Origin of the sequence: Streptomyces sp. NBC_00239 (genome assembly GCF_036194065.1) — a bacterium.
In the GTDB taxonomy this organism is placed as follows: domain Bacteria; phylum Actinomycetota; class Actinomycetes; order Streptomycetales; family Streptomycetaceae; genus Streptomyces.
Genome location: NZ_CP108095.1, coordinates 4,710,930 through 4,725,135 on the forward strand (window position 1 = coordinate 4,710,930; position 14,206 = coordinate 4,725,135).

Below are 14,206 nucleotides of genomic sequence, written 5' to 3' on the forward strand. Positions count from 1 at the left end.
ATCCTGCCGACGGGCCGCACCAGACCATCGGTTTCACAGCAGGGGGACCCCTCATGACCTTCTTCACGCGCGCCCGCGCGTTCAGGACCGCGCTCGGCGTCACGGCGACCGCCGTCGCCATGGCCACCGCCGGCACGGTCGGCACCGCGGCCGCCGCCGGGAACCCGGCCGACGCCGGTTCCGCCGCGACCCGCGCCGGTGACCGGGCGGCGCAGGCCGCCGGCGCCCCGCAGGGCGCGTTCGCCGCCCCGCGCGCGGCGGCCCCCGCCACGGCGCCCAGCTTCCTGCTGTGGGCCACGGACGCCCGCACCGGGTACCTCTCCTTCTACGCCCCGGACGGCAACGGCGGCCTGCGCCCCCGTCTCGACACGTTCGTCAACTACGGCTTCGCGACCGCCGTCGCCCAGGTCGACAACGACAAGGACGGTGTCCGCGACGGCTTCTGGACCGTCGTCAACGACGGCCGGCTGCTCTTCACCGACAAGGACGCCGCGGGCGAGTCCCAGAGCAGGGACATCGGCAAGGGCTGGCAGACCTACCGCAAGGTGCTCTCCCCGGGGAACATCGGCGGCGGCGCGGCGTCCGACCTCATCGCCGTCGACAAGGCGGGCGTGCTCTGGCTGTACACCGCGTACGCGGACGGCCGGGTGTCCCCGCGCGTGCGCATCGGCGCCGGCTGGGGCGACTTCACGGAGATCGCCGGGCAGGACGACCTGACCGGCGACGGCAAGGCCGACATCGTCGCCCGCGACAAGGCCGGCGCCCTGTGGCTGTACCCCGGCACCGGCAGCTACAAAGCCCCCTTCGGCGCCCGCAAGAAGGTCGGCGCCGGCTGGAACACGTACAACCGCGTGCTGAGCATCGGCGACCTCGACTCGGACGGCCGCACCGACCTCCTGGCCCGCACGAAGACCGGCGACCTGTACCGCTACTCCGGCACCGGCAACGCCACCACCCCCTTCAAGAAGGCCGTCAAGATCGGCTTCGGCTACGGCGGCCTCAACCTGCTGTAACGCGACCAGGGGCCCATCAGCCGCTCTGTACCAGATGTACATCTGGTACAGAGCGCTAGCGGATGCCCTCCGGATCCTCTACCGGCTCACCGAGCTTCAGAAAGCGCTGTCTGCCGGGGACGCGTCGGCGCTCGACATCAAGCCTCTGCGAGGCCGTGACTCCCGTTGGCGCCTTCGAGTCGGCGACTACCGCATCGTCTACACCGTCGAGGACGGCCTTCTGGTCGTCTGGGTGCTGAGGGTCGCCCATCGTCGCGAGGTCCACAGGACCTGCTGACCGTCAGCCGGAGACGGCGGCGGTGACGTGGGAGACGACCTTGTTGAACTCCTCGGTGGGGGAGAAGTCCAGGAATTCGGTTTCGCCCACCGCTTCGGGGGCGTGGCCCGGGGCCCAGTAGAAGGCCTCGCCCGTCGCGTAGTCGGTGTCGCCGTCCTTGGTGTGCATCCGGACGGTGCCCTTGGTGACGTAGCCCCAGTGCGGGCAGGGGCACAGGTCGTCGGTGAGGCCCTGGAAGGCCGGGGTCATGTCCGTGCCGTCCGCGAACCGCACGAAGGCGACGCTGAATCCGCCCCCGATCTCGGCGGTGCGCAGTTCGGCGCCTTCGGTCTGCATGGCCACGGGAGCCTGCTCCCGTGAGATGCCCGTCATGGCTTCCTCCGCTGGTGTGCGGCCGTCCGCGAGGATCAGTTCCAGTTTCCCGCCGGAACCGGTGGGCCGCCCGCCGGGGCCGCGCCCCGCCCCCTCCCGCCGTCGCCGTGCGTACGACCACCCCCGTGGGCCGTACCCCTGGGGGCACCCCGTACGGGCGGGAGGGAGGGAAGCGGGCCGGCCCGCGGCCGTCATCCTCGCGACCGGTGCTGACGTCCGGCTGGCGCCCCGCTGACGTGGCCTTGCGCGGGTGGGCGGTATCCGGCCACCCCGCCCCGCCCGGTGATCCTTTTGCCCCGGACCGGACGCATGGGGTATCCATGGGGTGTTCTTTACGTTCTCTTTAATGGCGGTGCGGGTCGTGCGTGCGGTGTTCGGTCGGGGAACGGCCGCTCTGGTGGGTGTCGGCCTCGTGATGGCCGCCGTCGGCGGGTGCGGCGCGCAGAAGGCGCTGGAAGAGGAGACGAAGAAGCTCGAAGCCGAGGCCGACAGGATCGAGAAGGAGACGGACCAGATGGTCAACGGCACCTTCGAGGTCGTCTACATCGTCACCGGCTCCGGCAAGGTCTCCGAGATCGGCTGGCTGGAGGGCTCCGGCGGCCAGACCTCGTCCAAGACGCTCAAGGACCAGACGGTCCCCTGGGAGAAGAAGCTCACGATGAAGGGCGTCACGTCGATCCCGTCGGTCAACGTGATCCTCGGCGAGAAGGGCGGCACCGCCGACTGCGTCATCCTCGTCAACGGCAAGGAGGCGAAGCGCGCGACCGCGAACGGTGCGTTCGGCATGGCGAGCTGCATCGCGGACCCGGGCATCGCCGTGAAGTAACGCCCGGCCCGGCGGGGCCTGTTCGGCTGCGTCCTTACGTACTTACGCGCTTACGCGGTGGCGTAGCCGAGGAAGGCGGTCCAGGCGGCGGAGGCGACCGCCAGCTCTGGCCCGTTCTGGACCTTGGAGTCACGGACGTGGACGGTCTCGCAGGCGCAGGTGGCGACCTCTACGCAGTCGTCGCCCTGGCTGCCGCTGTGGGACGACTTGTGCCAGGAGAGGGCGACCTCTACGCAGTTGTCGCCGTCGCCGCTGCTGTACGTGGACTTGTGCCAGGAGAGGGCCACCTCGACGCAGGCGTCTCCTTGGCTGCCGCTGTAACTGCTCTTGAACCAGCGCAACTCGACGTTGCTCATAGCGTTCCTCGCATTCGCTCCAACAGGCCCCGGAACTCGGCCGGGTTGAGGGCCTGCGAGCGCAGTTTGGCATACCGCTGGTGCAGGATGCTGACGTCCTTGGCCTCCGAGATGAGCAGTCCCGACTGCTGGCCTTCGCTGTACCCCAGCCACTTGTTGTCTTCGGTTTCCAGGAGCCGGATGGGGCCGTCGAAGCCCGAGTGGTCTTCCTGCTTGAGCGGAATGATCTGCAGATCGACGTTCGTTCGACGATGAAGCTGAAGTCGATGGGTGGGGTGCGAGTCAGCAGCTTCTGCCTTCGAGCTGCGGATGGCGTTGCTGCCTGTCACGCGGACACTGCGGGTCGAGGTGTCCGACGCCCGGGCGGACCGACGGCCCCGGCCGCGCTCCGAGGAGGCGCGGGCCGGGGCCGAGGGTGGGTACGGGCTGGTGCTCGTGGCGGAGTTCGCGCGGGCCTGGGGGTCGCCGAGCGGTGTGTCGGGAAGACCGTGTGGGCGGAGGTCGGGATGCCGGCCTATTGCTCCTTCGTCACTCCAGGGTTCCGCTGAAGAGCGCGGCCGTCGCGCACTTCGTCGGGTTCGGGCCGGACGGCGGGCGGCCGACCGTACGGCAGGTGACCGTGACCGTGATCTCCTGCTTGGCGCCGACCAGGATGGCCGAGGCCCAGTGGAAGTCCTGCTCGCGGAAGTTCTCCAGGGCGGGCGCGAGCAGCGGCTTGCCGGCGACCGAGAGGGTGACCGTACCGGTGTCGCCCTGCGGGTTCTCCAGGACGAGGTCGGTCAGGCGCAGGACCTTGTCCTCGGGGACCTTGTAGGTCGCGGAGTCCGTGCCGTTGGCGGAGGCGCTCGCCGTCAGGCGGTGCGAGAACAGGGCGGCCTGCGGCAGCGGCTGCGGGCCCTCGCCCGGCTTGACGGATACGCCCGGGGACGGGCTCGGCTTGTCGTCGCCCGGTTTGCCGTCGGACCCGCCCGACGCGGCCTTCTTGGCGTCCTCGGCCGCCTTCTGCGCTTCGGCGGCCTTGGAGGCGGCGGTCTGCACGGGTCCCTTCACCGCTTCCTTGGCCGCGCTGCGCACGACCGGGCGCAGCAGCCCGAACCACAGGCCGGCCAGCACGGCGAGGAGGATCAGCAGCGCGACGAGGATCCTGATCAGCCCGGCCGAGATCACCGGGCGCTGGAGGAGCGAACCGTCGAGGGGGGCCGGCGGGACGTCCGGGGCGCCGTCGGGGCCGGGGGCCGGGGCAGCGGTGACCTGGAAGACGTGCGGGACGGCCATGCCCCGCCAGATCAGGCGCTTGGGCTTCACAGGGAGCTTGACGAAGGCGGCCCGGCCGGGTTCGACGACGGTCGCGGCGGCCGGGAACGTGAACGTGAGCAGCTCGCCCGCGTCCTTGCCCGAAAGGGCAACCGCCAGCGGGTAGTTGCCGCGGTTGTCGAGGGCGACCTGGAAGGCGGCCCCGGTGCGGCCCTGACCCATCCGGGGGGTCAGCTCGGCGGTGAAATCGGCGTACGGGCGGATGTGCAGGACGCCTTCCGGGACGGTGGCGTGCTGCGGCTGCTCCTGCGGCAGCACCCGTACCCCGTACGTGAGTTCGCCCGGCGGGACGGTGGTGTCGCGCGGGGGTGTGACCACCAGCTCCACCTGGCCCGCGGTATCCGGATAGAGGGACAGCGTCGCGGGTTCGACGGTGCTCCAGCGGGCGGCCGGGCCCAGCACCTCGAAGGCGTAGTGCTCCACGACGTTTCCGCTGTTGCGCAGCTCCAGCGGGATCCGGGCCTCTTCGCCCGGAAGCACGGAGGCAGGCGCGGCGTCGAGATGAGCGGAAGTGGTCATGAGGCGACGGTAGGGAGCCTGGTCGGAGGCCCGCCGCTCCCGTACGGACAGACCCGGGGGCACGCTGCGCTGCCCGTTGAGTCCATGTGGAGTGCCTGCTGACTGCCCGGGTGTTCACTGACACCGGTTGTGTGCGGAGAGGTGGGGCTCTCCGCCGGACAGGGGGTGTGCGATGCGTTACCACGGTGAGAGCGGTGCGGAGCGGATTCCGGTGCGGCTGACCGCCCAGGACCCGATCTCGCAGGCGGGGCTGGCGGGGCAGCTGCGGAACTGCCCGGAACTCCAACTGCTGGGCGACGAGGAGGACTACGAGGGCAAGGGGCGGCCGCTGGTCGCGGTGGTGTCAGCAGACCGGGTCGGCGACACGGAACTCCAGACGTTGCGGAGGTACCAGCGGACCGGTGACATCCGGATCGTGCTGGTCGCCACCGAGATCGACGACGGCGGGCTGGTGGCGGCCGTCGAATGCGGGGTGGTGGGCGTGGTGCGGCGGGCCGAGGCGTCCGCTGCGCGGCTCGTGCAGGTCATCTCCGCGGCGGCGCGCGGCGAGGGCAGCGTGCCGGCGGACCTGCTGGGGCGGCTGCTGGACCAGGTGGGGCGCTTGCAGCGGCAGGTGCTGGATCCGCGGGGGCTGGCCTTCACGGGGCTCGCGCCGCGGGAGGTCGACGTGTTGCGGCTGGTCGCGGAGGGGAGCGACACGGCGGAGATCGCGCGGACGCTGTCGTTTTCCGAGCGCACGGTGAAGAACATCCTTCACGACGTGACGACGCGCTTGCAGCTGCGGAACCGGTCGCACGCCGTGGCTTACGCGATGCGCCAGGGCTTCATCTGACCCCCGCGCCGGTCAACGCCCGCGCCCGACCGGCGCCCGGCTGACCCCGCGCCCGCTTCAGCCCCTCCGGCGTTCGAGGGAGCGGGTCCGGGCGGAGCCCGGCAACCCCCGCGCAACTTCCAGCCCGGCGAGGCTGGAAGTTGCGCCCCGCGGCGCCGCCACGGCTGGGGTTGTCGGAGGGCGGGGGTGCCCTATGGGGCATTGGGTGGTACCCGGGTGGCTGCCCTTGGTCCGGCTGTTCGCGGGACGCGCGAGGGAACAGGGTCTTCCTGAGGAGGGCTGTCCGGACGCCGTCGGCGCCACCCCGGTACGCGTAGGTGCGCGCCCGGTGGCGCGGGGGACCCGTCCGGCGGGGGAGCGTGCGAACAGTGCGACGGGTGCGCCGAATGCTGTGGGTCGTGGTGCGGGACGTGCCGGTGCCGCGCGTGGTGCGGGACGGGCGGGTGCCGCGCGTGGGGCAGGGCGTGCGGCTGCCGTACGCGGGGCAGGGTGTAGGGCCGTCCCGCGTGCGGCGGGGCGTACGGCCGCCTACCGGCACAAGGCCCGCCGCCGGCGTGCGCCCGGCCCGTGCGGCGGGGGCGGCAGGGGCGGTGCGGCGGGGGCTGGTCGCGGGGCTCGCGGTGGCGCTGGTGGCGGCCGTGCCCGCCGGGGGGCCCGTACGGGCGGACCAGGAGGACCGGGCCGGTACGGCCGCGCTCGCCGCGGTCGCGGCCCCCGCGCCGCTCGATCCGCCCGCGCCCGACCCCGGGCGGATCGCGTACATCGGGGACGGCCCGCACCGGAGCGTGGTCACCGTGGCTGTCGGCGGGCCGCTGACCCCGCTGCTGCCCGTCGGCCGGGCGGGCAACGACTGTCAGGCGCGCGCCCGCGGCGACGACCTGGTGTGGGTCAGCGACCGCGACGGCACCGGCGAGGGGCTGTTCCGGCGCACCGGCGACGGACCGGTGACCCGCGTGCTGGCCCGTACGGGCTGGCGGATCGCGGACCCCGTGCTCTCCCCCGACCGCGAGTGGATCGCCTTCGTGTCGTGGGAGGGCGACGGCCCGGACCTCACCTCCGCCTCCGGCCGGCGCTGCGACGAGGAGTCGATCGGAGCCGGCACGGACGCGAAACCCGGGGTGTACGTGGTCCGCACGGACGGGACCGGGCTGCGCGAGGCCGTGCCGGACGCCGACTGGGCGGACTGGTCCCCGGACGGCGCCGAGCTGGTGTTCACGCGCGCCGGGCGGGCCTGGCGCACGACGGTCGCCGCCGGCGGCACCCCGCGCCCGGTCACCCCGGCCGGCGTCGACGCGTCCAAGCCCGTGTGGGAGCCGGCCGCGCCCGACGCGCCGCGTTCCAAGGACCGCATCGCGTACGTGACCACCGTGGAGCGGGACACCGGCGACGGCACCGTCACCGACCAGGTGCTCGCGACCGTGCCCGCCGCGGCCGGCGGCGCCGTCGCGCCCGTCCCCCTCGCGCGCGGCGGCTACGAGGACGACCACCGACAGGTGGCGTGGGCGCCGGACGGCTCCCGGCTCCTGTTCCTGTCCGGCGAGCCGTACCTCGTCGACCCCGAGCCGCGGCCCTGCGGCCTGTGCCGGGGCGAGCCGGTCTTCGCCGACGACGACGTGCAGCTGTACGAGACGGAGGGGGTGAGCTGGTACACCGCGGCGGGAGGCGCCCCACAGATCCTGCTGTCCGGCACCGACCCGGAGGCCTTCAACATCGAGAGCTCGCGGTCGCAAGCCCCCCTGGACCGACTCCAACTCCGGGCCGCCCAGGGGGAGGAGAGCGTCCTGTCCGATCCCGCGTACGCGCCGGACGGGCGGCGGCTGGCCTTCGTGGCGACCACCGGGCCGGCCGACCTGCCGGCCACCGAGCGGATCCTGATCGGCGGCGACGGGCAGCTCGCGGCCGCCGTGCCGCTCCAGTACACCGGGATGGACCCGGGAGAGCACCACGGGCGGCCGGCGTGGTCGCCCGACGGCACGAAGCTCGCCTTCGCGCGGTGGGCCGCGCCCGATCCTGACCGGCCGCAGCCGGACGGGCAGATCGCCGTCGTCGACCTCGCGGCGGGGCCGGGGGCGGGGCGGCTGCTGTACACCGTGCCGGGGGTGGTGCCGCCTGGCGGGTCGGGGCGGTGTCTCACCGACGACCGGGACCCGGCGTGGTCGCCTGACGGGGCGCGGCTGGCGTTCTCGCGCTACTACACGTGTCTGCCGGGGCCCATCGATCCGGGGCTGAACGGGGTTGCACGGGGCTCCGCCCCGGACCCCGCGCCTCGAACGCCGGCGGGGGTCGATACTGCCCGGCGCCGGGCGTCGAACGCCGGCGAGGCCGAGGGTGCGGCCTTGGTCGCTGCTCAGGACCTTCGGGATCGGCACATCTGGACGGCGCCGGCCGCTGCCTCCGGGGCGCAGACCGACCTATCGCAGAAGCAGTGCAACGGGCCCAACGACCCCTGCCGGGTCGTCGACCTGCGGCCCGCGTACCGGCCCGGGGGGAACGAGATCGCGTACGTCCGCCAGACCACCACCTACGTGCCGCCGCGCATCAGCCGGGTGAACTCCGGTTACGACGGGGCCCGGATGGTGCTCGCCGTGCGTGAGGACGGCTCCGGCTGCCGGTCCGTGATCCCCGCGGCGGCGACCTGCCCGCTGCGCGTCGGGGACTGGCCGGCCGGGCTGGACTTCGACCGGCCCGACAATCCGGCCTGGTCCCCGTCCGGCAACCGCCTCGCCGTCGACGTGCGCCAGGACTACGGCGACGGCGGCCACGTCAACCGCCTGATGGTCCTCGACCCCGCCGGCACGGACACGGCGATCCTCCCCGGCAAGATCCGCAACAGCCAGTCGCAGCCCACCTGGCAGGCCAGCGCCGACCTGCGCCTGTACGTCACCACCGACGACTCGCCGCTGCTCCTCGGCGCCACCGCCCAGGTCGGGATCCTGCTGGAGAACTGGGGCATCGCCACTTCCCCCGGCGCCACCGTCCGCGTCCAGCTGCCGCCGGGGCTGACGCCGGTGGACCCGCTGCCCGCGGGCTGCGCCGCCGACCCCGCCCCCGGCGCGGAAGGCGTGCTGACCTGCACGGTCGGCCCGCTGGCGGCCGAGTCGAACATCGAGATCCCACTCGCCCTGAAGGGCGCGGCCCTCGGCGACCAGCCGGTGACCGCGACCGCCACCGGCACCCTGCCCGACCACGTGCCCGGCGACAACGAGGCACGGCTCGTCATCACCGTCGTCGCCGCCGACCTCGCCGTCACCGCCACCGCCGTCCCGCCCGTCGTCCGGATCAACCAGCCCTCGACGGTCACCTTCACCGTGAAGAACACCGGGACCGCCGAAGCCGCCGGGGTGCTGCTGAAAGCGACCCTGCCGCCCGGGCTCACCGTCGTCACCGGCACGCCCTGCCCGGACACCGGCTGCCCGCTCGGCAGCCTCAAACCCGGCGAGAGCGGGACCGTCGTCCTCGGGCTCACCGCGCCCAACGCCTTCACCGGCACCATCGAGGGCACCGCCTCGACCGCCACCGTCGACCCCGACTCCGAGAACGACACGGCCCAGGTGGACCTCACCGTGGTCGACCCGCGGCTGCCCGACCCGGCCGTCGGCGTCACCGCGACCCCCGCACGGATCCTCACCGGCGAGCAGTCCACCGTGGTGTGGACGGTCCGCAACCTCGGCGACGCCGCCGCCGAGGGCGTGGTGCTCGTACCGCTGCTGCCCGACGGCGTCACCGTCGTGTCCGAGTCCCCGGCCTGCGTGCCCGAACCGCCGGTGCCGCCCGCGCCCCCCGGGCCGCCCGCGCCGACCGGCTGCGTGCTCGGCGACCTCGCGCCGGGCGCGGCGGTCACCCTGACCCGGGTGGTCACCGCGGGCGCGCCGCTGCGCGGGGCCGTCGTCGGCGTGGTGACCGCCGAAGCCGACTCCAACCCGACCAACAACACCGCGGCCACCCCGCTGACCGTGGACCGGCAGCCGCCCCCGCCCGCGACCCGCTCCGCCGACCCCAACGCGGCGGTGACCGCGGGCCCCCGTACCGCCTACACGGGCGGCCGGGTCACGGCCGAGGCGGTGGTGCGCAACGGCGGCCCGGTCAAGGCCACCGGACTGCGGCTGACGGTGACCGTGCCGGCCGGGATGCGGCTGGTGTCGGCGACCCGGCCGGGCTGCCTGACCGCGGCCGGCTGCCCGGTGCCGGACATGGCGCCGCGCGGCCGGTTCGCCGTACGGCTCGTGCTGGCGGCGGAAACGGCCCTGACCGGGGCCGTCACGGCGACCGTCACCACCACCGGCACCGACCGCAACCCGGCGAACAACACGGCGAGCGCGGCCGTGACCGTACGGGCGCCGCTGCTCGTGCTCACCCCGCCGCTGGGGCCGCCGGGGTCGGTGACCCAGGCGCACGGCAGCGCCTTCCCGCCGGGGGCGACCGTACGGCTGCGGTGGAGCAAGGGCGTCACCGTGGCGTCCGCGCCGGTCGTGGTGCGGGCGGACGGGACCTTCACGGCGCCGGTGCTGGTCCTCGTCCAGGACGCGCTGGGCGAACGGAAACTGACGGCCACGCACGCGGTCGCCCGGGCGGCGCTGTTCCGGCCGGTGCGCGCGCCGTATCTGGTGGTGCCCGGGGTGCTCCAGCCCTCCGACTTCCAGTGGCGGAGGTGACGGCCGCGTGATCCACGAAGTCGACGAGGCGCTGCGGGAGCTGGTGCGGGCCGAGGCGGTGGGGGAGGGCTCGGAGATCGACGTGGTGTTCGACGCGCCGACCCGGGACTGGGCGGCCCGGCGCAACACGCCCACGGTCAACCTGTACCTGTACGACATCCGGGAGGACCTGCGGCGCCGCTCGCGGGGACGCCAGAACATCTACGACGAGACCGGCCGGATCACGGCACGGACCCTGCCGCCCCGCTACTTCAAACTGTCGTACCTGATCAGCGCCTGGACGCAGCGGCCGGAGGACGAACACCGGCTGCTGGCCGCGCTGTTGGCGTGCTTCCTGCGCCACGACGCGCTGCCCGCCACCCGGCTCGGGCCAGAACTCACCGCCACCGGGCTGCCGGTGCCGGTGTCGATCGCACTGCCGCCGCCGGAGGACCGGGCGTTCGCGGATGTGTGGTCGGCGCTCGGCGGCGAGCTGAAACCGTCGCTGGACGTGGTGGTGAGCGCGCCGGTGGCGACGGCCCCGGTGTACGAGGCGGGACCGCCGGTGGAGGACGGGCTGGTGGTGGGGCTCTCGGACATGGAACCGGATGCCGAGTCGGCGGCTGGTGCTGGTGCTGGTGCTGGTGCCGGTGCCGGTGCCGGTGTGGATGCCGGTGCCGGTGCCGGTGCCGGTGCCGAAGCGGATCCGGGGGCGGGTGGCGGCGCCCCGCGGGGCGGGGGGCGGGTGCCGCGGCCCCGGGGGCCGCGGGCGCGCCGGCGGGGCGAGGGCGCGGGCGAGGGCGGGAACGGGGGCGCGGGCTGATGGACTACCTGCTGGGGCGGCTGGAACTGGTCGAGGCGCGGGTGCGGCAGGCGGTGGCGGCCCGGCGAGCCGCCGACCCGGAGGCGGACGACCCGTTCCGCGGGCTGTACCTGTCCGACGAGACCGTCCAGCGGATCCTGGACGCACCGCAGACCGTCCCCTGGCCCGAACCCGTGGACGTACCGGACCGGGAGGCGCTCGCCACGGCGGCCGAAGGCTCCCGGCTGTACGCGGTGCAGTGCTCCTTCGGGCTCCAGGAGCTGGACACCGAGCTGCTGCTGATCGCGCTCGCCCCCGACCTCGACCGGCGGTTCGAGCAGCTCTACGGGTACCTCAACGACGACGTCACGCGGCGCCGCCCCACCATCGGGCTGGCACTGGGCCTGTGCGGGGTGCCCGCCGTGTCGGCGGCCGCCCGCGCCCGGCTGTCCCCCGACGGGCCGCTCCTACGGGGCGGCCTGCTGCTCGTGGAGGAAGCCGAACGGCCGTTCCTCGGACGGTCGTTGCGGGTGCCGGACCGGGTCGCAGCCCACCTGCTCGGCCACGACGCGATCGACCCGGACCTCGCCGACGTACTGCGTCCGGCGCCCGCCGGCGCGCTGCCGGCCGCGGTCGCCGGCGACCTGCCGCAGCGCCTCGCGCACTGCGTCACCCACGCCCAACTGCCCGTCTACCTGCGGGAAGCGGCGGGCGGCACCGCCCGCGAGGTGGCTGTCGACGCGCTCGCCGGGGCCGGGCGGGACGCGCTGCTGCTCGACCTGACCCGGCTGGCGGCCCGTACGGGTACGGAAGCGGCGGCGCTGGTCGCGGCAGCCGGTCGGGAGGCGGCCCTCGCCGGAGCCGGACTGGTCGCCGGACCCGTGGAGGCGCTGCGCGAATCGGTGGAGGTGCTGCGGGCGCTGGCCGGTCTGCGGACGCCCGTTCTGCTGACCGGGCAGGTGGGCTGGGACCCGCAATGGGCCGACCGTACGCCGCTGTTGGTCGAGACCGAACGGATCGGCGCGGCGGCCCGCGCCGAACTGTGGCGGTCGGTGCTGGGCGGCGGCGTCGGCCCCTCGGTCGCCGCCTTCGTCCTCACGCCCGAACAGATGCGGCGCGCGGCCGGCGCGGCCCGGCAGCAGGCGGTCCTCGCGGACGGGCCGGTGGGGGAACGGGAACTGCTGCGCGGGGCGCGCGCCCAGAACACGTCCGGGCTGGAACGGCTGGCCCGGCGGATCCGGCCGACCGTGGGCTGGGAGGACCTGGTGCTGCCGGCGGGCGTACTGGGGCAGCTGCGCGAACTGGCCGCGCGGGCCCGCCACCGGGACCGGGTGCTCGGCGACTGGGGGATGCGGCCGGGCGGCGGGCGCGGGCGCGGCGTGATGGCACTGTTCGCGGGCGACTCGGGCACCGGCAAGACGATGTCGGCGGAGGTCGTCGCGGGCGCGCTCGGCCTCGACCTGTACACGGTGGACCTGGCGACGGTCGTGGACAAGTACGTCGGCGAGACCGAGAAGAACCTCGAACGGATCTTCACCGAGGCCGCCGGGGTCAACGGCGTGCTGCTCTTCGACGAGGCGGACGCGGTCTTCGGGAAGCGGTCGGAGGTCAAGGACGCGCATGACCGCTACGCGAACGTGGAGAGCGCGTACCTGCTCCAGCGGATGGAGACGTTCGACGGGCTGGCGGTGCTCGCCACGAACCTGCGGGCCAACCTCGACGAGGCGTTCACGCGGCGGCTCGACCTGGTGGTCGACTTCCCGCTGCCCGACGCGGAGCAGCGGCTCGCGCTGTGGGACCGGTGCCTGGGCGCGGCGCTGCCGCGGGGGGAGGACCTCGACCTCGGCTTCTGCGCCCGGTCCTTCGAACTGGCGGGCGGCGACATCCGGTCGGCGGCGGTGACGGCGGCGTACCTGGCGGCCGACGCGGGGCGGGCGGTGTCGATGACGGACCTGGTGGTGGCGGTGGGGCGGGAGTACCGGAAGCTGGGGCGGCTCTGCCTGGAGAGCGAGTTCGGGGTGTGGGTGGGGGCCGTGCGGTAGCGCTCCGCGGGGGTGGGGGGTCATCGGGCCTGGCCTGGCGTGGCCGTTTGGCGCCGCCGGGCCCGGCCGGGTTGCCTGGGCGGGGAGGGACGGGGCGGGGCTGGTCGGTCGGGTGCGGGCCGTCCGTGGCCGGTCGCGCAGTTCCCCGCGCCCCTGGGGGTGCTGTGGCGGGTGGTTGGGTGCGGGTCGTCTGGGGCTGGTCGCGCAGTTCCCCGCGCCCCTGGGGTGGCTGTGGGGGGTGGTTGGGGGTGGGGCGTCTGGGGCTGGGCGCGTGGTCTTTCGTGTCCCTGGGGGCGGGGAGGGTGCTCGATTGGGCAGGGGTGGGTGCCCGGTGGGGGTGCTCGGGGGGCTGGGGGATCGGGGGCGGGGGCGGGATGGTGGTGGGGAGGGCTGTCCGCTGGGGATCGCAGGGGGACGCACATGCAGGGACACGGTCACGGCCACGGACATGACCACGAGCACGGGACGGAAGCCGAGTCCGGGAACGCGGCGCGCGGCAAGGCGGGGCCCGAGGGTGCGCCGGACGCGCTGCTGATGCGGGCGGCGGTCGAGGGGCGGCCCGAGGTGCTCGGGGCCGGAGGGATGCTGCGGCTCCAGCGGTCGCTCGGGAACGCCGGGGCCGCGGCGGCCCTCCAGCGGTCGTCGGTGCACGACGTGGTCGGCTCGGGCGGCGGACGGGCGCTCGACCCGGAGGTCCGCGAGGACATGGAGGGCCGGCTCGGCCACGACTTCGGCGACGTACGGGTCCACACCGACGGCGCCGCGCACGACTCGGCGAAGTCCGTCAACGCGCACGCCTACACGGTCGGTTCGCACATCGTCTTCCAGCGGGACGCCTACGACCCCGGCTCCCACCAGGGCCGGACCACCCTCGCGCACGAGCTGACGCACGTGGTGCAGCAGCGGTCCGGACCGGTGGACGGGACGGAGACGGAGGGCGGGATCAAGGTCAGCGACCCGGGCGACCGCTTCGAGCGCGAGGCGGTCGCCACCGCCGACCGCGCGATGTCCGCCCCCGCCCCCGTCGCCCCGGTGCAACGCGCCGCCGAAGACGGTCCAGGACCGGAACCCGCACCCGAGCTCCCCGGCACCGGAGCCTCCGTACAACGAGCCGAGGAAGCCGAAGAGGAAGAAGCCCCGGCCGAGTAGCCGGAGCCGGGCCGAGCCCGCCGAGACCCGGCCCGGCCGCCAACCGGCGCGGCGACGGGGCGGTGGTCCGGGT

General features: G+C 74.5%; 12 protein-coding genes. 8 read left to right on the forward strand and 4 right to left on the reverse strand.

Annotated elements, in window-relative coordinates; translation table 11 throughout:
* The first annotated feature begins 53 nt into the window (after positions 1 to 53).
* Both OG764_RS20840 and OG764_RS20845 read left to right on the forward strand, forming a co-directional pair.
* The gene (locus OG764_RS20840; RefSeq protein ID WP_328969928.1) at positions 54 to 1,013 is read left to right on the forward strand and encodes an FG-GAP repeat domain-containing protein; all 960 of its coding nucleotides are present in this window, start codon (positions 54 to 56) and stop codon (positions 1,011 to 1,013) included.
* Positions 1,014 to 1,047: 34 nt separating this feature from the next.
* Positions 1,048 to 1,290, forward strand: coding sequence for a type II toxin-antitoxin system RelE family toxin (locus tag OG764_RS20845; protein ID WP_328969929.1), 243 nt, complete (start codon positions 1,048 to 1,050; stop codon positions 1,288 to 1,290).
* 3 nt (positions 1,291 to 1,293) lie between these two features.
* On the opposite strand, the gene OG764_RS20850 is transcribed toward OG764_RS20845, so the two are convergent.
* Positions 1,294 to 1,662 carry a cupin domain-containing protein gene (locus tag OG764_RS20850; protein WP_328969930.1) on the reverse strand — a complete coding sequence of 123 codons (369 nt, stop codon included), beginning with the start codon at positions 1,660 to 1,662 and terminating at the stop codon, positions 1,294 to 1,296.
* Positions 1,663 to 2,008: 346 nt separating this feature from the next.
* On the opposite strand from OG764_RS20850, the gene OG764_RS20855 reads away from it, so the two are divergent.
* Positions 2,009 to 2,488 (forward strand): MmpS family transport accessory protein, encoded by a 480-nt coding sequence (locus OG764_RS20855; RefSeq protein ID WP_328969931.1) that lies wholly within the window; start codon positions 2,009 to 2,011, stop codon positions 2,486 to 2,488.
* A gap of 50 nt (positions 2,489 to 2,538) precedes the next feature.
* On the opposite strand, the gene OG764_RS20860 is transcribed toward OG764_RS20855, so the two are convergent.
* The 3 genes from OG764_RS20860 to OG764_RS20870 all read right to left on the reverse strand — a co-directional run bounded on the left by OG764_RS20860 (position 2,539) and on the right by OG764_RS20870 (position 4,677).
* Positions 2,539 to 2,844 (reverse strand): DUF397 domain-containing protein, encoded by a 306-nt coding sequence (locus OG764_RS20860; protein ID WP_328969932.1) that lies wholly within the window; start codon positions 2,842 to 2,844, stop codon positions 2,539 to 2,541.
* The gene (locus tag OG764_RS20865) at positions 2,841 to 3,173 is read right to left on the reverse strand and encodes a Scr1 family TA system antitoxin-like transcriptional regulator (RefSeq protein ID WP_328969933.1); all 333 of its coding nucleotides are present in this window, start codon (positions 3,171 to 3,173) and stop codon (positions 2,841 to 2,843) included. Before OG764_RS20865 ends, OG764_RS20860 begins: the two co-directional genes overlap by 4 nt.
* A 199-nt stretch (positions 3,174 to 3,372) precedes the next feature.
* Positions 3,373 to 4,677, reverse strand: coding sequence for a COG1470 family protein (locus OG764_RS20870; protein ID WP_328969934.1), 1,305 nt, complete (start codon positions 4,675 to 4,677; stop codon positions 3,373 to 3,375).
* Positions 4,678 to 4,849: 172 nt separating this feature from the next.
* On the opposite strand from OG764_RS20870, the gene OG764_RS20875 reads away from it, so the two are divergent.
* The 5 genes from OG764_RS20875 (at position 4,850) to OG764_RS20895 (ending at position 14,133) form a co-directional block, all read left to right on the forward strand.
* Positions 4,850 to 5,509, forward strand: a complete 660-nt coding sequence (locus tag OG764_RS20875) for a response regulator transcription factor (protein ID WP_328969935.1) — start codon at positions 4,850 to 4,852, stop codon at positions 5,507 to 5,509.
* A 386-nt stretch (positions 5,510 to 5,895) separates the two neighbouring features.
* A complete protein-coding gene (locus tag OG764_RS20880) occupies positions 5,896 to 10,161 on the forward strand; it encodes a hypothetical protein (protein WP_328973097.1) in 4,266 nt (1,421 codons plus the stop codon).
* Positions 10,162 to 10,168: 7 nt separating this feature from the next.
* Entirely contained in the window at positions 10,169 to 10,963 is a 795-nt protein-coding gene (locus tag OG764_RS20885; protein WP_328969936.1) for a DUF4255 domain-containing protein, read from the forward strand.
* Positions 10,963 to 12,984, forward strand: coding sequence for an ATP-binding protein (locus OG764_RS20890; protein WP_328969937.1), 2,022 nt, complete (start codon positions 10,963 to 10,965; stop codon positions 12,982 to 12,984). Before OG764_RS20885 ends, OG764_RS20890 begins: the two co-directional genes overlap by 1 nt.
* A 420-nt stretch (positions 12,985 to 13,404) precedes the next feature.
* Positions 13,405 to 14,133 carry an eCIS core domain-containing protein gene (locus OG764_RS20895; protein WP_328969938.1) on the forward strand — a complete coding sequence of 243 codons (729 nt, stop codon included), beginning with the start codon at positions 13,405 to 13,407 and terminating at the stop codon, positions 14,131 to 14,133.
* The last annotated feature ends 73 nt before the right edge of the window (positions 14,134 to 14,206 follow it).

What these genes read in the sequence shown, in the direction of transcription:
- OG764_RS20840 (WP_328969928.1), top strand. Translation starts at nt 54, where the DNA reads ATGACCTTCTTCACGCGCGCCCGCGCGTTCAGGACCGCGCTCGGCGTC.
- OG764_RS20845 (WP_328969929.1), top strand. Translation starts at nt 1,048, where the DNA reads ATGTACATCTGGTACAGAGCGCTAGCGGATGCCCTCCGGATCCTCTAC.
- OG764_RS20850 (WP_328969930.1), bottom strand. Translation starts at nt 1,662, where the DNA reads ATGACGGGCATCTCACGGGAGCAGGCTCCCGTGGCCATGCAGACCGAA.
- OG764_RS20855 (WP_328969931.1), top strand. Translation starts at nt 2,009, where the DNA reads ATGGCGGTGCGGGTCGTGCGTGCGGTGTTCGGTCGGGGAACGGCCGCT.
- OG764_RS20860 (WP_328969932.1), bottom strand. Translation starts at nt 2,844, where the DNA reads ATGAGCAACGTCGAGTTGCGCTGGTTCAAGAGCAGTTACAGCGGCAGC.
- OG764_RS20870 (WP_328969934.1), bottom strand. Translation starts at nt 4,677, where the DNA reads ATGACCACTTCCGCTCATCTCGACGCCGCGCCTGCCTCCGTGCTTCCG.
- OG764_RS20875 (WP_328969935.1), top strand. Translation starts at nt 4,850, where the DNA reads ATGCGTTACCACGGTGAGAGCGGTGCGGAGCGGATTCCGGTGCGGCTG.
- OG764_RS20880 (WP_328973097.1), top strand. Translation starts at nt 5,896, where the DNA reads ATGCTGTGGGTCGTGGTGCGGGACGTGCCGGTGCCGCGCGTGGTGCGG.
- OG764_RS20890 (WP_328969937.1), top strand. Translation starts at nt 10,963, where the DNA reads ATGGACTACCTGCTGGGGCGGCTGGAACTGGTCGAGGCGCGGGTGCGG.
- OG764_RS20895 (WP_328969938.1), top strand. Translation starts at nt 13,405, where the DNA reads ATGCAGGGACACGGTCACGGCCACGGACATGACCACGAGCACGGGACG.